At 62.4% G+C, this 20,997-nt stretch carries 20 protein-coding genes; 12 read left to right on the top strand and 8 right to left on the bottom strand.

Annotation, left to right across the window (positions count from 1 at the left end; all coding sequences use genetic code 11):
• The first annotated feature begins 310 nt into the window (after nucleotides 1–310).
• Together JO015_21085 and JO015_21080 are read left to right on the top strand one after the other, a co-directional pair.
• Nucleotides 311–1,270 carry a 3-hydroxyacyl-CoA dehydrogenase family protein gene (locus tag JO015_21085; GenBank protein ID MBW0001598.1) on the top strand — a complete coding sequence of 320 codons (960 nt, stop codon included), beginning with the start codon at nucleotides 311–313 and terminating at the stop codon, nucleotides 1,268–1,270.
• Between the two features lie 522 nt (nucleotides 1,271–1,792).
• Nucleotides 1,793–1,933, top strand: a complete 141-nt coding sequence (locus JO015_21080; protein ID MBW0001597.1) for a hypothetical protein — start codon at nucleotides 1,793–1,795, stop codon at nucleotides 1,931–1,933.
• A 131-nt stretch (nucleotides 1,934–2,064) separates the two neighbouring features.
• On the opposite strand, the gene upp is transcribed toward JO015_21080, so the two are convergent.
• Nucleotides 2,065–2,679 carry a uracil phosphoribosyltransferase gene (gene upp / locus JO015_21075; GenBank protein ID MBW0001596.1) on the bottom strand — a complete coding sequence of 205 codons (615 nt, stop codon included), beginning with the start codon at nucleotides 2,677–2,679 and terminating at the stop codon, nucleotides 2,065–2,067.
• Nucleotides 2,680–3,059: 380 nt separating this feature from the next.
• Here upp and clpB point away from each other — a divergent pair, with 380 nt between their 5' ends.
• Genes clpB through JO015_21055 form a run of 4 tightly spaced genes read left to right on the top strand, consistent with a single transcriptional unit; the run spans nucleotide 3,060 to nucleotide 7,668 of the window.
• The gene (gene clpB, locus JO015_21070; GenBank protein ID MBW0001595.1) at nucleotides 3,060–5,687 is read left to right on the top strand and encodes an ATP-dependent chaperone ClpB; all 2,628 of its coding nucleotides are present in this window, start codon (nucleotides 3,060–3,062) and stop codon (nucleotides 5,685–5,687) included.
• 26 nt (nucleotides 5,688–5,713) lie between these two features.
• Nucleotides 5,714–6,166 carry a ribosome-associated translation inhibitor RaiA gene (locus tag JO015_21065; protein ID MBW0001594.1) on the top strand — a complete coding sequence of 151 codons (453 nt, stop codon included), beginning with the start codon at nucleotides 5,714–5,716 and terminating at the stop codon, nucleotides 6,164–6,166.
• Nucleotides 6,159–6,686: a nucleotide exchange factor GrpE gene (locus JO015_21060; GenBank protein ID MBW0001593.1), complete on the top strand. Its 528-nt coding sequence runs from the start codon at nucleotides 6,159–6,161 to the stop codon at nucleotides 6,684–6,686. Before JO015_21065 ends, JO015_21060 begins: the two co-directional genes overlap by 8 nt.
• A complete protein-coding gene (locus JO015_21055; GenBank protein MBW0001592.1) occupies nucleotides 6,676–7,668 on the top strand; it encodes a J domain-containing protein in 993 nt (330 codons plus the stop codon). Before JO015_21060 ends, JO015_21055 begins: the two co-directional genes overlap by 11 nt.
• Nucleotides 7,669–7,748: 80 nt before the next feature.
• Here JO015_21055 and JO015_21050 read toward each other — a convergent pair whose 3' ends face one another.
• The gene (locus JO015_21050; GenBank protein MBW0001591.1) at nucleotides 7,749–8,276 is read right to left on the bottom strand and encodes a redoxin domain-containing protein; all 528 of its coding nucleotides are present in this window, start codon (nucleotides 8,274–8,276) and stop codon (nucleotides 7,749–7,751) included.
• Nucleotides 8,277–8,400: 124 nt separating this feature from the next.
• A complete protein-coding gene (locus JO015_21045; GenBank protein ID MBW0001590.1) occupies nucleotides 8,401–9,291 on the bottom strand; it encodes an MBL fold metallo-hydrolase in 891 nt (296 codons plus the stop codon).
• A gap of 117 nt (nucleotides 9,292–9,408) precedes the next feature.
• Here JO015_21045 and JO015_21040 point away from each other — a divergent pair, with 117 nt between their 5' ends.
• Nucleotides 9,409–11,472, top strand: coding sequence for a carbon starvation protein A (locus tag JO015_21040; GenBank protein ID MBW0001589.1), 2,064 nt, complete (start codon nucleotides 9,409–9,411; stop codon nucleotides 11,470–11,472).
• The gene (locus JO015_21035) at nucleotides 11,465–11,677 is read left to right on the top strand and encodes a putative selenoprotein (protein ID MBW0001588.1); all 213 of its coding nucleotides are present in this window, start codon (nucleotides 11,465–11,467) and stop codon (nucleotides 11,675–11,677) included. The genes JO015_21040 and JO015_21035 overlap by 8 nt, the downstream gene beginning before the upstream one ends.
• Here JO015_21035 and JO015_21030 read toward each other — a convergent pair.
• Both JO015_21030 and JO015_21025 read right to left on the bottom strand, forming a co-directional pair.
• On the bottom strand, nucleotides 11,674–13,755 hold the full coding sequence (locus tag JO015_21030) for an elongation factor G (GenBank protein ID MBW0001587.1): 2,082 nt from the start codon (nucleotides 13,753–13,755) through the stop codon (nucleotides 11,674–11,676). The two genes, JO015_21035 and JO015_21030, sit on opposite strands and share 4 nt — an antisense overlap.
• A gap of 121 nt (nucleotides 13,756–13,876) precedes the next feature.
• Nucleotides 13,877–14,617: a DUF1223 domain-containing protein gene (locus JO015_21025; protein ID MBW0001586.1), complete on the bottom strand. Its 741-nt coding sequence runs from the start codon at nucleotides 14,615–14,617 to the stop codon at nucleotides 13,877–13,879.
• Between the two features lie 303 nt (nucleotides 14,618–14,920).
• Here JO015_21025 and JO015_21020 point away from each other — a divergent pair, with 303 nt between their 5' ends.
• Together JO015_21020 and JO015_21015 are read left to right on the top strand one after the other, a co-directional pair.
• Nucleotides 14,921–15,868, top strand: a complete 948-nt coding sequence (locus tag JO015_21020; protein MBW0001585.1) for a hypothetical protein — start codon at nucleotides 14,921–14,923, stop codon at nucleotides 15,866–15,868.
• Nucleotides 15,869–15,962: 94 nt separating this feature from the next.
• Nucleotides 15,963–17,171, top strand: coding sequence for an NADH:flavin oxidoreductase/NADH oxidase (locus JO015_21015; protein MBW0001584.1), 1,209 nt, complete (start codon nucleotides 15,963–15,965; stop codon nucleotides 17,169–17,171).
• Nucleotides 17,172–17,344: 173 nt separating this feature from the next.
• Here the strand turns inward: JO015_21015 and JO015_21010 are convergent, their stop codons facing one another.
• The 3 genes from JO015_21010 to JO015_21000 form a co-directional block, all read right to left on the bottom strand.
• Nucleotides 17,345–18,214 (bottom strand): ATP-sensitive inward rectifier potassium channel 10, encoded by an 870-nt coding sequence (locus JO015_21010; protein MBW0001583.1) that lies wholly within the window; start codon nucleotides 18,212–18,214, stop codon nucleotides 17,345–17,347.
• A 190-nt stretch (nucleotides 18,215–18,404) separates the two neighbouring features.
• The gene (locus JO015_21005; protein MBW0001582.1) at nucleotides 18,405–18,854 is read right to left on the bottom strand and encodes a DUF5069 domain-containing protein; all 450 of its coding nucleotides are present in this window, start codon (nucleotides 18,852–18,854) and stop codon (nucleotides 18,405–18,407) included.
• A 168-nt stretch (nucleotides 18,855–19,022) separates the two neighbouring features.
• Nucleotides 19,023–19,424 carry a hypothetical protein gene (locus JO015_21000; protein MBW0001581.1) on the bottom strand — a complete coding sequence of 134 codons (402 nt, stop codon included), beginning with the start codon at nucleotides 19,422–19,424 and terminating at the stop codon, nucleotides 19,023–19,025.
• 561 nt (nucleotides 19,425–19,985) lie between these two features.
• Here JO015_21000 and JO015_20995 point away from each other — a divergent pair.
• The gene (locus JO015_20995) at nucleotides 19,986–20,381 is read left to right on the top strand and encodes an NUDIX hydrolase (GenBank protein ID MBW0001580.1); all 396 of its coding nucleotides are present in this window, start codon (nucleotides 19,986–19,988) and stop codon (nucleotides 20,379–20,381) included.
• Between the two features lie 485 nt (nucleotides 20,382–20,866).
• A partial coding sequence (locus JO015_20990; protein MBW0001579.1) for a hypothetical protein occupies nucleotides 20,867–20,997 on the top strand: 131 nt, incomplete at its 3' end.

Here is a 20,997-nt window from a genome sequence, read left to right as displayed (position 1 = left end):
TGTCAGGGGACGGCCGGTCCATTGGCTAGCCGACGGCGGCCGTGAAAGGCCGCAGCCCCGAGGGCGAGTGGCGCGTGAGGGGGTGCGAGCGCAGGCCGCTGCCAGAACCGATGAGCCCCGGGGTCCTCAACAAGGACCCCGGGGCTCCTTTTTTTTGCGAAAGCGACCGGCCGGGCAGACACCGCTCGACGCCACCCCGGTTCACCCGCCGCGATTTCGCGATTCAAAAAATCCCTTTTTGACGGCGCCGCCGTGTCCGCTGCACCGTCGAGACGCGAACACCTGAAGCCAATTCTCCCCGAAACCAGTCATGAAAAACAAGATTGACACTGCAGCAGTGGTGGGCGCGGGTTATATGGGCGGCGGCATTGCGCAATCGCTGGCGCTTGCCGGAGTCGAAGTGCAGTTGGCGGATGTCAACGCTGAGCTGACGAGAAAGTCCCTCGACCGGCTGCTGGCTGAGGCTGATCAGTTCGAACGGGAAGGACTGTTCAACCCGGGCAGCGCGTCAACCATTCAAAGCCGCCTGCGGGCGGCTGATTCTATTGAGGCAGCCGTGGCGTCCGTCGATTTTGTCGAGGAAGCTGTGCCGGAAGTGCCCGAGATCAAACGAGAGGTCCTGGGGCGCATTTCCCGCGCCGTTCATCCCGAGGGAATCGTCGGCAGCAACACCTCTACTCTCCCGATCGGCGGCTTGGCCCAGGCGTTTGAAAATCCAAGCCGGTTCCTGGGCGTCCATTTCTCAAATCCGGCGCCATTCATTCCCGGCGTCGAACTGATACCGCACGCTCGAACGGACGAATCCATCCTCGCGCCCGTAGAAGACCTCATCCGCCGTACCGGCAAGGTCCCCGCCCGGCTGAGGGATTCCGCAGGCTTTGTTCTCAACCGGCTGCAGTATGTCCTTTTCAAGGAAGCCGCCACCATCGCGGAAGAAGGCATCGCGAGCCCCGAGGCAATCGATGATATCGTCCGCACGACTTTCGGCTTCCGATTGCCTTTCTTCGGCCCGTTCGTTGTTGCCGACATGGCCGGGTTGGACGTTTACGCCGCCTGTTTCAAAACATTCGAGCAGCATTTCGGAGAGCGCCTGGCCACGCCGAAAATTCTTTCCGACCTGGTCGCCCAAGGTAAATGCGGGACCAAAACCGGGGGAGGCTTCCTGAATATCTCGGCGGCCAAAACGGCTGAACTCATTGCGTACCGCAACCGGGCCTACCGGAAACTTGCCGATCTGCTGGTCGAACTCGGCCCACCGCCCACCCCGTAGGGTGACGGGGCGAAACCCTGCTGCCCCTTGGCTGTGGGTGAACGAAAAGGGGCTGTGTTCGTCCTGCAAGAATGGTTGAGCCCAGCCAGGAACTCCATCTGCCGGAACGCGTTACCCCGGGGTGGAGTTCGACCTCTGTCGCCGGCCGCGCGCCTCCGAACCCCAAACTCCGAGCTCCGAACGCTTCCCCCTCTTCCCGCCGTGGCCGCCGTGGCGCCGTGTGAACTCTTACGTCGTGCCCGCCGTGTGACCGTGTGAACGCTTACGTTGTGCCCGCCAACCCGGCTGCGCCCGCTGCGTGACCGAGCCCTGAGCTGCTCTCCCGGCGGCTCACCGTGTGTTAAACCGAATCGCGAGCCCCTCAAGTTTCGTTTCATCTGGTCGTAACAAGCTTTTCAACGAACCAGATTGATTAGTATGGGCTTAAGCGCGAGCACACATAAACGGCCGTTCCCGACAGGCGGCTATTGCTTCCTGTGCGAGTTAGATGAAGTCGAGTTAACTCATTACAGTTCCGTACAAATGCGCAACGTCTGCGAGCCTTGCGCAGAGGCCCTCGCCTGGGCGGAACTGACGTTCCGGCTGGAAGGCATCAGGCGGCCGTCGGACCTGGACCAAAGAGAGTTCTGGGATTCGGACACAAACGCCGCGAGCGGATTCTGAGCGGCGCGGCAGTGCCCGCCTTGCTTTCATCACCCGCGGCAGGTGCGCCCCCGAATCTGCTGGCGACATCGGAGCGCTCCGGAAAGGATTCTCTCCCGCCTTTCATCAAGCCGCCTGCGGAACCGGCGGCCCTACGTCCCGTAAAGCCGGTCACCAAAGTCGCCCAGACCGGGCAGGATGTATTTTTGAAGATTCAATTCTCGATCCAGGGCCGCCGTGAAAACCTGGATCCCCGCATACCGCGTTTCAACCGCCCGCACTCCTTCGGGCGCGCACACCACGCACACGAGGCGCACCTCCCGGGCGCCGTGTCCCAGGATACCCTCGATCGCTTTGAGCGCTGACCCGCCCGTGGCCAGCATCGGATCGAGCACGAAGACGCGCCGGTCTCGCAAAGGCGGCAGTTTGGCGTAATAACGCCGGGCCAGGGCCGAGGCTTCGTCCCGCTCCAGGCCGAGATAGCCCACGCTGACGTCCGGAAACAGGTCCGTGAACGGAGCCAGCAACGCCAACCCCGCCCTGAGGATCGGCACCACGGCAACCGGTTCGGCCAACACGCGGCCCTGGTGGCGTTCCAAAGGCGTGTGCACGGTCACAGCTTGTGTGCCCAGATCCCGGGTCGCTTCCATCGCCAGCAGCAAGCCGAGTTGGTAAGTCAGCGTTCGGAAGGTGACGGGCTTGGTCGTTCGATCGCGAAGGTGCGTGACAATGTGCTCACCAAGGGGATGGTTCAAGACGTGAAGCATCGGGCTGATAATCCAACCACAATGAAGCGAAACCGGGTCCGCTTGTCACGGCGTCAGCGGGAAAAACTGCGGTTCCGGACCCGACGTGTTTGCGGATCAAGCGGGACCGGCATTAGCATTAAACCGTGCGGGCTGAACCGGCCGGAGACGGAAAGTTGTGCGCCATGGACCGGGGGGGAAGCCGTCGACTCGGTTTCCTGTTGGCATTCTATGTGCTATATTCCGTCGGTTTCCGGCCTTACGGCGGCCTCTGCGGCCTTGGTTGCTGCCGCTTGCAGCCTTCTTGCCCCGGGTACACCGTTAAGAATCGCCCGTGATCGTGGACGAGGGTAGAGGGACAACCAACCGGGCCGAAGCCGTAACGGTAAACCGCCAAGTGTATGGATCTTAGTAAATTTACCGAAAAATCGCAAACCGCGCTATCCGAAGCGCAGAACATTGCCACGCGCAACCAGCAGCAAGCCGTCGACGTCGAGCACCTCATGCTTGCGTTGCTCAACCAGGAAGGCGGCTTGGTGCCCCGCCTCTTCGAAAGAGCCAAGGTCTCGCCCGATCTGGTGCGGACCGAGCTCGAACAGGAGCTCGCCCGCATCCCGCGCGTCTCGGGTGATACTGCCACCGGCCAGGGCCTCTACGTCACCCAGCGCCTCAACAAGCTGCTGGTGCGCGCCCAGGATGAGGCCAAGCGGCTCAAGGACGAGTACGTCAGCGTCGAGCACCTGGTGCTGGCCATGTTTGACGAGCCGGCCTCCACCGCCGTCGGCAAGATCTTCAGAAACCTTAACCTGCGCCGCGACGATTTCCTGCGCGCGTTGACCGAAGTGCGCGGCCACCAGCGCGTCACCAGCGCGAACCCGGAGGCCACCTATGAAGCGCTCGACAAATACGGGCGCGACCTGACGAAGCTGGCTGCCCAGAACCGGCTCGACCCGGTAATCGGCCGGGACGCCGAGATCCGCCGCTGCATCCAGGTGCTGAGCCGGCGCACCAAGAACAACCCGGTGCTCATCGGTGACCCGGGCGTGGGTAAGACGGCAATCGTCGAGGGGTTGGCCCGGCGGATCGTGGCCGGCGACGTGCCCGAGAGCCTCAAGGAGAAACGGCTGATCGCTCTGGACCTGGCAGCCCTGATCGCCGGGGCCAAATACCGGGGCGAATTTGAGGAGCGACTCAAGGCCGTGCTGCAGGAGATCGTGCAGGCCCAGGGCCAGATCGTCATTTTTATCGACGAGATCCACACCATGGTGGGAGCCGGGGCGGCCGAAGGGGCCATGGACGCCGGCAATATGCTTAAGCCCATGCTGGCGCGGGGCGAGTTGCACTGCATCGGGGCCACCACGCTGGATGAGTACCGCAAGCACATCGAGAAAGATGCCGCGCTGGAGCGGCGTTTCCAGCCGGTGCTGGTCAACGAGCCGAGCGTGGAAGACACCATCAGCATCCTGCGAGGCTTGCGCGAGCGCTATGAACTGCACCACGGGGTGCGCATCCAGGACGCGGCCCTGGTCGCGGCGGCGCAACTGTCGCACCGGTACATTTCCGACCGTTTCCTGCCCGACAAGGCCATTGACCTCATCGATGAAGCGGCCGCCAAGCTGCGTACCGAGATCGAGTCGATGCCCGAAGAACTCGAGGGGCTGCAACGGCGGCTGTTGCAGTTGGAGATCGAGCGGGAAGCCTTGCGCAAGGAAAAGGACCCAGCCAGCCGGGAACGGCTGGATGACCTGGAAAAGGAGGTGGCGGAACTCAAAAGCCAGCGCGATTCGCTCAAGGCCGAATGGGACAACGAGAAGCGCGTCATCGATGACGTGCAGGTGTTGCGCACGGCCCTGGAGCAGGCCCGCACCGAAATGGACAAGGCCCAGCGCCAGGGTGACCTGCGCCGGGTAGCCGAGTACCAGTACGGCCGCATCCCGGAGCTGGAAAAGCAGCTCAAAGCGCTGGAGGCTCAGGCGGACGGCAAGGGCGGGCGCCGGTTGGTAAAGGAAGAAGTCACCCCCGATGAGGTGGCCGAGGTCGTGGCCCGGTGGACGGGAATCCCGGTCAGCCGGTTGCTGGAAGGGGAGAAGGAAAAGCTGCTGCGGCTCGACCAGATCCTGCACCAGCGCGTCATCGGCCAGGACGAGGCGGTTCAGACGGTGGCCGATGCGGTCATCCGGGCCCGCTCGGGCCTCAAAGACCCTAAGCGGCCGATCGGCTCGTTCATTTTCCTGGGCCCCACCGGGGTGGGCAAGACCGAGTTAGCCCGGGCGTTGGCCGAGTCGCTCTTCGACAGCGAGGAGAACATGATCCGCATCGACATGAGCGAGTACATGGAAAAACACGCTGTGGCGCGGTTGATCGGGGCGCCGCCGGGCTACGTGGGCTACGAGGAAGGTGGCCAGCTGACCGAAGCGGTGCGACGCCGGCCCTACAGCGTGGTGCTCTTTGACGAGGTTGAAAAGGCGCATCAGGACGTGTTCAACGTGTTCTTGCAGATCCTGGATGACGGGCGCCTGACCGACAGCCAGGGCCGCACGGTGGATTTCAAGAACACGATCATCATCATGACGTCCAACATCGGCAGCCACTACCTCGTCGAGCACGCAAGCGAGGCGGGCGAGATTGCCGAGCCGGTGCGCAAGCAGGTCATGGGCGAGCTGCGGGCCCATTTCCGGCCGGAGTCCCTGAACCGGGTGGACGACATCGTGTTGTTCAAGCCGCTGACGATCGGCGAGATCGAACGCATCGTCGAGTTGCAGCTCAAGCTGGTGCGGGAGCGCTTGGCGGAACGGCACATCGAGCTGGAGCTGACGGACGCGGCCAAACTCTATGTGGCGAGGGAAGGCTACGACCCGGTGTACGGGGCGCGGCCGTTGCGGCGCTTCCTGCAGCGCGCCATCGAAACGCAGCTGTCGAGGAAGCTCATCGCCGGTCAGATCAGCGACTACAGCCGCATCACCGTCGATCTTGAGAAGGGCCAGCTGGCATTTGAAACGACACCGCTCAAAGCCAAACAGCCGGCATAACAAAGATTAAAGATTGGAGCGGCCGTATGCGACCCGTGACAACGTTAACCACGTTTCAGTGGAGCCTCGTTACCAAGAACCTGCACGGTCACGAAATGCTCCGGAAGCAGATCCACGAAAAGGTCAGCAAGCTCGAAAAGCATCTCAAACACTTCCCGCCGGACGCCGTTCACTTGCAGATCGTGCTCGGGCGGCAACCGAAGAGGTGCCTTCACACGGCCGCGCTCAACCTGCGGCTGCCATCCAACATTCTCCACAGCGAAAAGGCCTCGACCGACGTCATCAAAGCCTTTGATGACGCCGTCGAGGCATTGCTCCGGGAAGTGGAATCCTTGAAGGCGAGGCTTCGGCGCGAGAGGCTGTGGAAACATCAACAACGGCGCGAAGAAGTACATCGCCTTACGGCGACCGGTTTCACCGCCGAGACGATGCCCGACGGTTCCGGTCCGCAGGATTCTGAGGAGGCGCCTTATGGCTAGCTACAACGCTGCCCCCGACCCTGCGGACGATGTTGGGCTCGATGACGCTGCCAGGGTGCTGGAGGCCGAGATTGCTGAACAGAAAGACCGGTACCTGCGCCTTGCCGCCGATTTCGATAACTACCGCAAACGGCTGGCTCAGGAGATCGAGCGGCGCGCTGCCGCCCAAAAGCATGAGTTCATCCGCGACCTGCTGCCGGTCATCGATAACCTCGAACGCGCGCTTGCTGCGAACGCGTCGGCCTCGCCCGATCAGCTGCGCCAAGGCGTCCTGATCACCCTCCAGCAACTGCACGGGTTGCTGCGCGAGCACGGCATTGAACCCGAGGAGAGCCTCGGCCATCCGTTTGATCCGCACCGGCACGAGGCTGTTGCCGGCCGCCGCGACCCGCGTCACCCCGATCATGCCGTGCTGGAAGTTTTCCAGCGCGGTTACCGCCAGGGGAACACGGTGTTTCGCCCGGCCAAAGTGGTTGTCAACGACCTGAGCCGCCCCGAAGGTTTCGGCCATGCCCGTTGAGTTTAAAGATTATTACGCCACCCTCGGGGTGTCGCGTGACGCCAGCGAGGAGGACATCAAAAAGGCCTTTCGCAAGCTGGCGCGCCAGTATCATCCCGACGTCGCACAAGACAAAAAGACGGCTGAAGAGAAATTTAAAGAGATCAACGAGGCGTACGAGGTGCTCGGCGACCCGGAGAAACGGAAGAAGTACGACGAACTCGGTGCGCGTTGGCAGGAAGGTCCCGGCTACGAACCGCCGCCCGGCCGGCAAGGCGGCGCCTGGACCAGCCCGGATGGAACGCAGACGCAGGAATTTCATTTCGACGGCACGGGCTTCAGCGACTTCTTCGAGCAGTTCTTTGGGCGCGGCGGGCGCTACGGCGGCTTCGAGGAGGCGTTTCACCGCGGGCGAGGTGGGGGTGCCGAAGCGGACTTTGCGCAGCACGGCGCAGACATCGAAGGAGATCTCCTGGTCACGCTGGATGAAGTCCTGCACGGCTCCAGCCGGACCATCTCGCTCCAGAGGGTCGACCCCAGGACTGGCGAGGGGCAAACCGAGACCATCCGCGTCCGCATTCCGCACGGGGTGCATGACGGCCAGTCTATTCGCGTCCGGGGCAAAGGCGGGCAAGGCAGCGGCGGCGGTGAGTCCGGCGACCTTTACCTGCGCGTGCGACTCGCGGCTCACCCGGACTTCCGCGTGCGGGGTTCGGATTTGTACTACGACCTGGACCTCGCGCCGTGGGAAGGCGTGCTTGGCTCGAGCGTGACTGTGCCTACGCTCGGCGGCGGCCAGGCGAAGCTGCGGATTCCGCCTGGAACAAACCAGGGCAAGCAGTTCCGCCTGCGCGGCCAGGGGTTGCCGAGAGGCAGGGATGGCCAGCGTGGCGATCTATACGCGGTCGTGGTGGTGCAGTTGCCGCAGCACGTCAGCAACGAGGAACGTGCACTTTGGGAGCAACTCCGTCGAGCCTCCGGTTTCAACCCCCGTCAGGATTGATCAGCACTGCGCGGGGGGTATTGAACTCCGAACCGCTTCCCTCCGCGGTGGCTTGCCGTGTGACCGAATTCCAACCCCCATCAGCTTCGCGCTCCCGCCGCCAGCAAGGGTTTGATTTCTGACTCGAATGTCGCTTGATCCGTATAGCCCTCGTGAGCCGCGACCACGTTCCCTTCGCGATCAATGACGAACGTCGTCGGAATCGCCGATATGCCCCCGTAGTCGGTCAGAACCTTTTCATTGCCCATGACGACGGGGTAATTGATGGCAAAGCGGTCGATAAACGGTTTCACCACCGTGGGCCCCTGCTCATCAAGCGATATGCCGATAATACTTAACCCCTGGTTCGCGTATTTCTTCTGGATTGCAACAAGGCCGGGGATTTCCGCGCGGCACGGCGGGCACCAGGTGGCCCAGAAATCCAGTACGACCACCTTGCCCTTGAAGTCCGCGAGCTTCAGCGGTTTCCCGTTCACGTCGCTCAGTTGCCAATCCGGCGCTGCTTTCCCCGTCTGGTCAGCTCTTGACGGCATGACCGGCAACATGGCGGTCATCACGAACAGAACTGAAAGGACTCGTTTCAACCAACTCGATGAGCGTTTAGGCATAAGGTGAACCTCGATACATAGTGCCTGAGCGATTTAGAGCGGCGGATATTCCTAAGTCTTCTTACGCGCCGCTCTCCATCCCGGGAACCACGCCGTCCGGGCGGATTGCGCGCACGACGGCTGCCTAAGGCTCCCGGTAAGCGGTCCCGTCTTCCGCCGTAGCCGGTCGGCCGGTGTACCGGCCGTGCTTCGGAACGGCGACCTCGTCAAAGTCCCGGGCGAGGGTATGAAGTGCGGTGCGCATTGCTTCTCCCTGCATGGGCCGGCCATGGCCGGTTACCACCACCTCGGGCTCCAGCGCGGCCAGTTTGCGGACCGATTCCCGCGCTGAAACCCAATCCGGCGTGAAATACATCGGCGGCCCGTGCATTTCCGGTTTCTGGACCGCCACGGAGTAGGCCGATTCCTGGCCGGTGGTGATGAACGCATCTCCGGCGATGAGGGCACGGTCGGCTTCGCGCCAGAACGAGACGTGCCCGGGGGTATGGCCCGGAGTGTGAATCCAGCGCCAACCCGGCATCGACGGCACGCTGCCATCCGGGGGCAGCGCGTGCAGCCACCGGCTCACATCGATCGGGCCGCGCGGGAACAACGGCGAGAGCAGGGGCATAAGGCCGCCCCCGGCCAACGCGTCCGGCGGCGGGTACGCAGCGCTGCCATTGAGATAGGGCAGTTCCAATTCGTGAGCGTAGATCGGGGCATCCCATCTTCGGGCGAGCTTTTCCAGGCCGCCGATGTGGTCAAAATGCCCATGCGTCATAATGATCGCCGCCGGCCTTGAATCGCCGCCAAACCTTTCCCGGGCGGCATGCTCGATCAGACCGGTCGTGCCGGGCACGCCGGCATCGATCAGCGTCCATTGCCGGTCACCCGCCCCAGACCGGCCGGCGAAGACGACGTTAACCATCATTAAGCGCCGGTACGCGAGTTCGGGCGCGAATTCCGGGGTGGGATCATCGGCCTGCGGAGGTGTATCCGCGCGGGCTGCAGGGTCGAGCGGGACTTGATCTTTCATGCGAGAAACAGAACGCTATCGATCGTACGGGCCCGGTCTGCCGGTTCTTTTCGCCCCTGATTTGTCCTGGTCTTCCCTGGACGGGGTCATTACACTTTCCGGGCTGGTATTGATTTCATGAACAGAAAAGACTTGATCTGGCTCGGCGTTGCCATTCTGGGTGCGATCGCGCTGGCGACGGTGGCCCTCAGGCGCGGAGAAACCGTCAACGCCGCATGGATGGTCGTGGCGGCGGTTTGTACCTACCTGATTGCATACCGGTATTATGCCCGCTTCATCGCCGACCGGGTCTTGAGGGTTGACCGGCTGCGCCCGACGCCGGCGATTCGCCACAACGACGGCCTGGACTATGTGCCGACCAACCAATACGTGCTTTTCGGCCACCACTTCGCCGCTATCGCCGGGGCCGGCCCGCTCGTCGGCCCGGTCCTGGCCGCGCAGATGGGTTATCTGCCGGGCACTATCTGGATCCTTGCGGGCGTGGTGTTTGCCGGTGCCGTCCAGGATTTTACCGTGCTGTTCCTTTCGGTCCGGCGTGACGGCCGGTCCCTGGGCGACATGGTGCGTTCGGAGATGGGCCGTGTTGCCGGAGGTATCGCCCTCATTGGCGTCCTGTTGATCATGGTCATCCTGCTGGCGGTACTTGCCCTGGTCGTGGTCAAAGCCCTGGTTGCCAGTCCGTGGGGCACTTTCACCGTGTTTTGCACGATCCCGATCGCCATTCTGATGGGGCTATACAGCCGCTTCCTTCGCCCGGGGCGCATCGGCGAGATGTCCCTGATCGGCTTCGTCCTGCTCATGGCGGCGCTGATCTACGGGCGGACGCTGTCCGAGACGCCTGCCTTGGCCGCCCTGTTCACCTTGCGGGGCGAGACCCTCGCCCTGATGATCATCGGCTATGGCTTCGTCGCGTCAGTCCTCCCGGTCTGGCTGCTGCTGGCGCCGCGCGATTATTTATCCACCTTCCTCAAAATCGGCACCATCATTGCGCTCGCAGCCGGTATTCTGCTCGTGCATCCGGACCTGAAGATGCCGGCCATCACCCGCTTCGTTGACGGTACGGGTCCGGTCTTCGCAGGCACCTTGTTTCCCTTTCTTTTCATCACGATCGCCTGCGGCGCCGTTTCCGGGTTCCATTCCCTGATCTCATCGGGAACGACGCCGAAGATGCTCGAGAACGAGCGGCAGGCGCGTTTTATCGGCTACGGCGCCATGCTGATGGAATCGTTCGTCGCGATCATGGCGATGGTCGCGGCCGGCGTGATCGAGCCCGGCGTCTATTTTGCGATGAACAGCCCGGCCGGCCTGATCGGAACCACGGCCGCCAAAGCGTCTCAGGTGATCTCCGGCTGGGGTTTTACCGTCACACCCGAGATGATCTCCCAAATTGCCAGGGACGTCGGCGAAACCAGCGTGCTGTCGCGGACCGGAGGCGCCCCCACGCTCGCCGTCGGGATGGCCCATATCCTGTCGGGGATGTTCGGCGGCAGCATTTTGATGGGAATCTGGTACCATTTCGCCATCCTGTTTGAGGCGCTGTTTATTCTCACCACCGTCGATGCGGGTACCCGAGTAGCCCGCTTCATGATTCAGGATCTGATCGGCAGCGTGATCCCCGGGTTCAAGGAGACGAAATCGTGGAGCAACAACCTGATCGGTTCCGTCCTGGCAGTGGCGGGTTGGGGCTATTTTCTTTATGCGGGCGTGCTTGATCCGCTTGGGGGAATCAACACGCTCTGGCCGCTGTTCGGGATTTCCAACCAGATGCTGGCGGGCATTGCGCTGGTCCTTTGCACCGTGGTGCTCTTTAAGATGAAACGCCAGCGCTTTGCCTGGGTGACCATCTTACCGGCGACCTGGCTCCTCGTGTGTACCCTCACGGCTGGGTTTCAAAAGGTCTTCCATCCCTCGCCGGCCATCGGCTTCCTGGCGCATGCCAGGCAATTCAGTGACGCCATGGCAGCCGGCCGGCTCCTGGTCCCGGCCAGGACCGCGGCGGACATGGGCAGGATCGTTTTCAATGATTACCTCGACGCCGGGTTGGCGGCGATCTTCGTGACGGTTATCGTGGCGGTGCTCCTCTACGGCTTGATCAGCATCGGCCGGGCGCTTTCCACGCCGGAGGTCACCGCAGTCGAGGTAGAGCCCGCTGGTTTAACCGCCGGAGGCAGCCATGCGTGATGGTTTTCGCAAGGTTCGAATCGTGGGCAGCTGGGCAGCCAGGACGGCGCGCCTGATGGTCGGCGTTCCCGATTATCAAAACTACGTCGAACACCGTAAGGCGTTCCACCCGAACGAGCCGATCATGACCTACGAACAGTTCTTCCGGGAACGGCAGGACGCCCGTTACGCCTGCGGTAAAGGCAAATTCAGGGGCTGTTGCTAATGGTTGACCCGCGCCTTTTTCGCGGCGTCGATCACCTGCGGTTCAATGTCGGGCGGCAGTTCTTCGTAATGGCTGAAGGTTTCCGTGTGCACCCCGCGGCCGCCGGTCAACGAGCGCAATTGGCTGGCGTACCGGTAGAGTTCCCTGGCCGGGACCTGCGCCCGGACGACGTGAAGCGGGCCGTCCGCATCCGTCCCGATAATTCTGCCGCGGCGGCTTGAAAGGTCCCCAATGACCTTGCCCGTGCAATCTTCGGGGATACGAATCTCGAGCGTATGAATGGGCTCGAGCAGGCAAGGCCTTGCTTTGAGGAAAGCCTCTTTAAAGGCCCAGTAGCCGGCAACCTGGAATGAAATATCGTTGGAATCCACCGGGTGCATCTTGCCGTCGTAAAAATCGACGCTGACGTCCACGACGCGGTAGCCGGCCAGGATTCCCTCCGTGCAGGCGTTCCGGGCACCGCGCTCGACGGACGAGACAAACACGCGGTCCACGCACTGGCCGGAGAGCGATTCGCGGAATGTAATCCCCGAGTCGCGCGGTGCCGGCGCGATCCGTAGCGCCACCTCCGCGAACTGGCCGGCGCCACCCGTCTGCTTTTTGTGGCGGTAAGTCGAGTCACCGGTTGCCCGGATGGTTTCACGAAAGCGAACGCGCGGTTCGATGAGGTCAAAGTGGACGTTGAACCGGCGCCGTAGGCGTTCGGCCACGACATCAAGATGCAGGTCGCCCTGGGCGGCGACGATGGTTTGATGGAGTTCGGAGTCGGTGGTGAACACGAAGGCGGGATCCTCCTCGTGCAACCGGGCGAGCCCCGCAGCAATTTTGTCCTCCTCGCCCTTGGCCTTCGGCTGGAGGGCGGCGTGCACCGTGGGTTTCGGATACTCCGGAACCGGCAGCCGCACCGGCCGGCCCGGCAGACAAAGGGTGTTACCGGTGTGAGTGTCCTTGAGCTTTACCGTCGCCCCGATCTCACCGGCGCGCAGTTCGCCGACAGCGACGCGATCGCGGCCATTCAAAACATAAATCTGTCCAATGCGTTCAGTGATAGCGCGGGTGCTGTTGAACAGGTCCATCCCGGTTTTGACCGTGCCGGAATAAACGCGAAACGCCGACAGTTCGCCGAAGCGTTCCTCGTTCATGGTTTTGAACACCTGCGCGACCGGTTCGGTGCCCGTGAGCGCGACGGACTTTTCCCTGCCGTCGCCGTCCAGGGCGCGAACCGTTTGGCGGTCCACCGGCGACGAGCCGTACTTTGCAACGAAATCCATCAGGCGCGCCACCCCCACGTCAGTCTCGGCCGAAATGCAGAATAACGGGATAAAAAGCTGTTGCTGGACGGCCGCATGGATGCCGCTTCGAAATTCCTCCTCTGAAAGCCCGCCCTGGTCGAAGAACTTTGTCAGCAATGTGTCATCCGACTCTGCAATGAGTTCGATCAACTCGCTGTGCAGCCGGGTGACGCGTTCCTTCCACTCGCCACTCGCAGGCTCTTCCGTGAACCGGCCCCGGCCGGTGGTCTCGTACGCAACCACGTCGTTCCGGAGCACGTCGAGAATCCGGCTGAAGCCTGGTCCGGGGTTTATCGGCACGTTCACCGGAAATACGCGGGCCCCGAAATGCGCCCGGGCATCGGCGAGGACGTCGTCGAAGTTTGCATTCGGTCTGTCCATCGCGTTAACAACCATGATCTTCGGAATGCCGCAATCCGTGGCGCAATTCCAAACCCGCTCGGTGCCCACGCCGATGCCGTGCTGCGCGTGAACTACCACCAGGGCAAAGTCGGCCACGCGTAACGCCGCAAGCGCCTCGCTGATGAAATCAAGGTAGCCCGGCGTGTCCATCAAATTGAACTGTTTGTCCATCCACACGGTGTGCAGCAGCGAGGTCTGGGTGGAAATCTGCCGCTGCCGTTCACTCACGTGGTAATCGGATATCGTCGAGCCGTCGACGATACGCCCCATACGACCAATGGCGCCGCTACAGGCGAGCATGGCCTCACTCAGAATGGTTTTGCCGGATGAGGCGTGACCGACGATGGCAAAATTGCGGATGTCCGCTGAGGGGTGCATTGCCATGACTACGAGCATGAGGCGGAACTGTGGCGCGTGCAAGCTTCGCCCGATGAAACCAGCAGAAACCTGTGCAAGATCGCCCGGTTGCGGCGCAGGGGGGAACTCACCGGCAAAAGCTACCTCGTCAGCCGGCGCCGCCGGCTGCCTGGATCGGATCGGGTTTTCCAGCTTCGCTAACCCAGATCGCCAGGCCCGAAGGCTCATGGGCGGCCCGTGGCGGCGGCAAATGCAGAGTCACACGAAGCTCGTTGCGTTGCTGCGTCATGATTCCTCCCGCCTGCGCCATTACCGCGAAGTCATGAAACAAGATGCAGCCGCGGTTTTCTCCGGCGGTGACTCCGGATTTCAGGCCGAAGCCAAGCAGCGCGGCGTGCGCCTCGAGCAATCGCATCTCGTTCCCGGCCGGATAAAAAGTCACGACTACGTCGCCGTTGTCGCGTAATGCCCCCGTGAGTCTCCCGGCGTCTGCTCCCGCTTCGGCGAGACTTTCTATCTCGCGCCCGCGCCATTCCCGGCCATCAACCACGAAGCTCGGCGTGTATACCGTCCCGGTTCCCCAGCCGGCAGCGTATTTGCGCTGGCGCGCGGTGTTGGCCGGTGACGCCAGTTTATCCTTCCATCCGAGGCCGTCCCAGTAGTCCACGTGAAATGCCAGTGGAACGATCTCCCTCCATAAGTGCGGGTTTTGCTTCAGCGTCGAGAACCATGCCTCAGCCGGTGGACAACTCGAACAACCCTCAGACGTATACAGCTCAAGCAGGTGCACGCGTGCGGGACCGCTCTGCACGGTCAGTTCACCTGCGGCGGCCCAAACGGCAACAACGAGCAGTCCGAAAAACGACAGTGAATGCAGGATGAGCGACATGGTAATACTACCACGAGCCGGCCGGAGCGACGGTTATTCCCATCCTGAGTGAAAGTGACCAAGCGCTCCGGGAGGTTCAACCAGCGGGAAACGGGGGGATGCCCTCCTTTTCAGTCCTGCGCCCAAGGGTAACAGCAATTCCGGCCGGCCGACAAATAGCAGTCCTTCCGCTTCTCCCGTTGCGACGCCCCGCCCGGCTTCTCCCCAAGAACCAATACGGGTCGCGGGTCGCAGATGAGCCATGCCCATTGTCATGGCCGGAGATTAGACACGGAATGAGTTTTCGCCTACTAAGCATTCTATATGGCGATTCGGCTGGCGCGGCGACCGCATTCATTCGCTTTCGCGTGCGTTCTCGCGATCATCGCCCTGGAGCCCACCCCTTCGTACGAAGCGCAGGGGCCTGACCAGCTCCACGTTAAAGGTGCCCAGGTCGATGTCCGCTTCGATTTCTCCCCGTCCGACCGGCTTCGAAAGCTGATCCTGGGCCGGATAACACTTTCGGCGGAAGCCGTGGCCGCCTACTATCAACAGTACCCGGTCGCCGCCGTGGAGATCCGGGTCGATGCCCACGGCGGTCACGGCATCAACTCGGGTCACGCCTTCGGCTTTCCCAGCGCTCATCTGTCGATTTCCGTTGGTATTGACAGCGCCGAGCCGGACTTCGCTGACGATTGGGTCACCACGCATGAAATGGTGCACCTGGCGTGTCCTTCGGTTCCCCCACAACACCATTGGATTGAAGAAGGGCTGGCTACGTACGTCGAACCCATCGCCCGGGCGCGTATCGGCGAACTTTCACCCCAAAAAGTCTGGGGCGATATGGTCGAGGGAATGCCGAACGGCCTGCCTCAGCCGGGGGATCGCGGCCTGGATTTCACGCACACCTGGGGCCGGACGTACTGGGGCGGAGCGCTCTTCTGCCTGCTCGCGGACGTCGAAATTCGCAAACGCACGGAAAACCGGAAAGGACTTGAAGACGCGATGCGGGGCATCTTGAAAGCCGGGGGTAACCTCGAGTCGGAGTGGCCGCTTTCGCGGGTCTTGGCCACGGCTGATCGTGCCGCGGGGGTGACCGTGCTCGAAGACCTCTACGCCAGGATGAGAGCCGCGCCGGTAGCGCCTGACCTGGACGGGTTGTGGCATCAACTCGGCGTCGAACGGCGGCCGGGAACGGTGATCTTTGAGGATGCAGCCCCGCTGGCCGCCGTGCGCAAGGCGATCACGCAACGCATCAAGCCTGAGCCGTAGGCGGTAACTACGCGGGCCGGTATAGTTTTCCGCTTGGTGAGCGCACCGGGACCCCGCATCGCGATTGTAAATAACCAAGGTGGTAAGAAGGAAGATGTCTACAAACGAAACGACCCAGAACCAACTTAAGCCTGCGACTGCAGCCGACCAAACGGGGCACCGCGTTTTTACAGCCCCGATTCGTTCGGGCCGGGCCACCGCCGCCCACGACCGGGAAGTGCCCGAAATCGACCTGTTCAGCCCGTTGACCATCCGGGGCGTCACGTTACGCAATCGCATCGTGATGGCGCCGATGTGCCAGTATTCGGCCCACGACGGGTTTGCCAACGATTGGCACCTGGTCAATCTCGGCAGCCGTGCCGCCGGCGGCGTAGCCCTGGCGATAGTCGAGGCGACCGCCGTTACCCCGGAGGGCCGCATCACGCCCGGAGATGTGGGCATTTGGGACGACCAACACATCGAGCCGCTGGCTCGCATGGCCAGGTTCGTTCACAGCCAGGGCGCGGTCGCCGCCATTCAACTGGCTCACGCCGGCCGGAAGGCAAGTTCGGATCTGCCCTGGAAAGGCGGCGCCAGGCTGGCCACGCCGGAACAGGGTGGCTGGCCCGTGGTCGCCCCGAGCCCGATTCCCTTCGATGAAGGCGAGCCTGCGCCTGTCGAGCTGGATCAAGCCGGCATCGACCGCATCGTTGACGCCTTCGAAGCCGCCGCCCGCCGCGCGTTAACCGCAGGTTTCAAAGTGCTCGAAATTCATGCCGCCCACGGCTATTTGCTCCACGAGTTCCTTTCGCCGCTCAGCAACCATCGACAGGACCAGTACGGCGGCAGCCTGGAAAACCGGATGCGCCTCGTGCTGCGCGTTGCCGAACGGTTGCGCGCCCTCATGCCCGATGAGTTGCCCTTGTTCGTGCGCATCTCGGCTACCGACTGGGTCCCGGGCGGATGGGACGTTGAGGGGTCCGTCGCCCTGGCGAAAGCCCTCAAGCCTTTGGGAGTCGACCTTATCGATGTTTCTTCCGGAGCACTCGTACCCACGGCCCGTATCCCGGTCGCAAAGGGGTACCAGGTCCCGTTTGCACGGCGGATCCGCGAAGAGGCGGACATCAGGACTGGAGCGGTGGGGATGATTACCGACCCGCAGCACGCCAACGAGGTGATTACGGGTGGAGAAGCTAACCTGGTCTTCCTGGCGCGCGAACTGCTTCGCGAACCGTACTGGGCGCTTAAGGCGGCGTACGCTCTGGAGGAGGAACCGGCGTGGCCGATCCAGTATGGCTATGCCGTCAAACGCCGGACCAAGTAGAACGTTCCGCCGCCGATGCCGATTCTGCAGATAGACTTCCACCGGCTGACACGGATTCAGCCGGAGACCTCTAATTATTTTCCGGCCTTCGCAGCCGTTGCGCAGCGACCGCGGCCAGCAGATCAGCAGCTTCGAACTTCGAATGCGAACCGCCGGGCCCCGAACTCCAGGACCTACATCGGCTCCGTGTCGTGGAATTTCCCGTAATCCACCGTGAGCCGGCCGTCGGCTTCCTCGTGGTAAATCTCAACGAACCGGTGATCCCAGAGAACTTCGTCGTGCACGTAATCCTGGGCGCTTTGTACGGGCGCCTGAATGACGGTGTCGATGCACACGATCGAGGCCACGAGGCGCGAGTCGGTCCGTTGCAGGTCTTCTGCATGCATCCCGTACAACGGGCTGCTTTGGTTGATAGGGTGCCGCAGGGTCAATGCTGCCGGGAACGCAATCAGATGCTCGAACTCAAGGGCGAGATGATAAAAGTGCCGAACGCCTGCCTCTTCCCGGATCGGTTCCGTGCGTATGAGCATCAAGCGGAACTCGGCTTCGGCCATTGCGTGGTGCCGCAGGTTGGCCACCCGCAGCATCAGCGTTGGGATCCCGTTAAAAGGTGCGATTACGGCGCGGTTGGAGAACAAGACGCGGGCCGTGGGGCGTGCAAACCGGACGAAGATGAGGCCGGTGACCACCGCCATCCCGAACATTCCCACCACGATTTCGAGGGTTGTGATGCAATGGCCATAGAAGGTATCCGGGTACATGTGCCCGTAACCGACGGTTGCGAGGGTCTCGATGCTGAAAAAGAAGGCGTCCGTGAAGGATCCCGGGGGTAATTCCGCCACGCAGTTGCCCCCGAGGACGTATAGGGCGGCGAAGATCAGGTTAATCAGGAGATAACCGCCCAGGATCACTGCGCCGAACTGGGGCCAGCTGAGCGTGAGGATAAGGTGGTAGGTGTCGCGCCAATCATACCGGGCGGTGTTGAGCTTGACGAACTCAAATCGGCCGGCCTGAACCTTGATCGGGGTCGATTTTATTCTCATCCGGTAAGCTTTACGAAGGAGTTCACCGGTGCGGTTCACGGCGGTTCGCGCGCTCGCTCGTGACAGCCCCGACGGCGCACGAAACCCGGGAGCCGTGCGCCGTGCGTCTCTAACCAACCGAACCTGCCCGCGCACTTTTGAGGGGCGCAGCGGCCGTTCCCTCGCGTCCTCGGGACGCAACTGCCCCCGGCTAAGGCTTGCCGCCGAAGCTGGCGTAATCGTCCAGCTCAAGGAGGTCGAACCACGTCACGATGTCCTCCCGGTGAGGCGCGTGTTTCTGGTGTTGCTCGTTAAAAAACTGCCGTGACTCGACGTCCGAGGGTGCACGCTGCTCGGCCATGGCCGACCATGCCGCAATCTCCACCGGACCGGGCTTTCGGGGCGAGTTTTCGAGAATCCACTGCAGGATTTCCCCGTCACCCTTGCCGGCTGCGAGTTGCTCTTTCAGGGCCTCGGCGTCAACGCCGGTGAACTCAAGAAAGCGCTGGTCGAGCGGGCATGCGTAATGGTATTCGCCGTTCCTGGCGGCAATGCTGGCACGGCCTTTGTCAAGCATGCGGGGCAGAATGGCGAAGCCGCCCAACCGTTGGCGCGGGCTGCGCGGAGGATGTTGCGTGAGATCAGGAAAATGGGTGCTCATGGGGCTGCCTTCTATAAGTCAAATGGGTCTCAGATCCTAAGGGTCGAAACACATTCGGTTCAACGACACTACTGGTCGTGTCATCTCCCCGGCTACTGCAGGCCGCCCGCCGCGCCCGGCGCGCCGATCTGACCCGTGTGGCTTGCCTGAACGGGCGGTAAACGGGCGTCATTGCGCCGGAGTCGCCGTCGTCGTCACTGCCGGCGTCGCCGTGGCCTCAGGCCGTGCGGGCGAAGGTTCGGGCAGCACCACCGCCCGGGTCTCCGGTGAAGGACCCGCTTCAGGAGAATTTTCTGACGCGCCGTTTGCAGGCGAGTTCTGGGTTTTCTTTGCGGTGGCGGCAACGGAGGACGAGGACGAAGATGAGGCTGAAGATGGCGTTGGCGACGCAGTCCGTTTCGCGCTTCGATGCCGATGCGTGGTTGACTCTGTCGAATGATGATGATGGCTGTCGCTGCCGGTGAAGAACCGCTTCAGGCTGTGGTAAACGTTATGCCAGGTGTCGTCGTCCGCCCGGGCCGATAAAATTCCGAGCGCAAAGATTGCACAAAAAGCCACGATCTTTTTCATGTTAACTCCGCCCTCCCGCCTGCCGGCCCTTCGAGGCCAGGCGAATCGTGCTGAGGGCTATGCAGGCTTAACGGTTTAGCCCTCGGCACTTCAAGAAATAACCGTGATACCGTTTACCGCCCCAAGCACGTCCGCCGATCGGCGCAGTCCCGAAATGGCCGTGAAGGAAGCGTATTTCAGCGTGAGCCGGCGTTGAGGCAATGATAACCACTGCTCGTTCAGGACCTCCTTTCATCACATTGGGTGTATCAACTCGAACCGGGAGGCGAAACTCCGGTTCCCTTTCAGAGCCACCCTCTCCCGCACCGCCGGTTCCGGTGCCGCTACCGCCGGATCCGCTGCCCCCGGCGTCGCCCGGACCGGCTCCCGTACCCGGCCCGGAACCCTTGCCACCTCCACCGGCGGCGACGGAAAAACCGGAACGTCCGTACACAGGAAGTGCGGCCACACGTAAAAGGCTCTCCGAGGCTTATGCAGGCCGCCGGTCACGTCGCTTATCTAGGTATGCCCAAATCCGCGAGGAAACCTTCCCCGGCGCGCCCCACTAAGGAAGTGTCGGTCATGGCCTGGATCGAGGATCCGGATCGAAATGTTCTCTTGGTTCGGCAAAGTGCGGGTTTGAAATGCTGGACGTTGCCTGGCGGGAAGGTCAAACGGGGTGAAGCGCTCATCAAGGCCTTGAAGCGGGAAGTTTACGAGGAAACGGGCTTGCGCGTGCAGATCGGTTCACTGCTCGGGGTGCTTGACCGGCGCGATAAGGATGCGATCACCCTGTTGTTTGTGGCAGTCGTAACCAGTGGAGCCCCTAAGGTGAAACGTAAACAGAGGGAAATTAAGGAAGTGAGTTTTCAGGCGGCGCTGCCCGAGAAAGCCTCGCCCTCGGCCAAATACTTTTGGTCATCCCGGCGCGCGGCTCCGGGCAACGAGGGGCTCTTGACGTCCCTCGAGAACGCGTAACACTCGGAGCTCGGTCACACGGCGGCCGCAGCGGGTGTGGCGGGCACAATGTAAGAGTTCACACGGCGACCACGGCGAGCCACGGCGGAAAGAGGAAAGCGTTCGGAGTTCGGAGTTCGGAGTTCGGAGCGGCACCGTGGGGGGGGTGGGTGCGAGTGTCAACCTTAGAGTTGCCGCCAAGTCCTCTTAATCTTTGTCAATCTGTGTAATCTGTGGAGGTTTCCTCTTTTCTGCGTTCTTCTGCGTGTTCTGCGGATGATTCCGTCTTTCCGCCGTGTTCGCCGTGGCCCGCCGTGGCGCCGTGTGACCGTGTGACGGTTTTTTTTCCCGCCGGTGGTGCCATTCGTTGAACGCGCGCGGCTCGGGACGCGAACCCGTTCTGACCATTGGGCAAGTTGAGCCTCCGATGCGTCGCCCGGAGGGCGACGGGCTGGTGAGGCCCCGCTCGCGCCTATCATCATCCAGATCCTCACCCCCAGCCAGCCATGAAGCCAAAGACCCTACAGGATTCCACCCTCGCCATCATCATGGGCGGCGGGGCCGGCACCCGCCTCTTTCCCCTGACGCAGAAGCGCGCCAAGCCCGCCGTGCCCCTGGGCGGCAAGTACCGCCTGGT

The sequence above is a fragment of the Verrucomicrobiota bacterium genome (assembly GCA_019247695.1).
Lineage (GTDB): Bacteria > Verrucomicrobiota > Verrucomicrobiia > Chthoniobacterales > JAFAMB01 > JAFBAP01.
The sequence above is the reverse complement of the archived record's forward strand: the minus strand, read 5'-3'. Positions and strand labels throughout refer to the sequence as shown.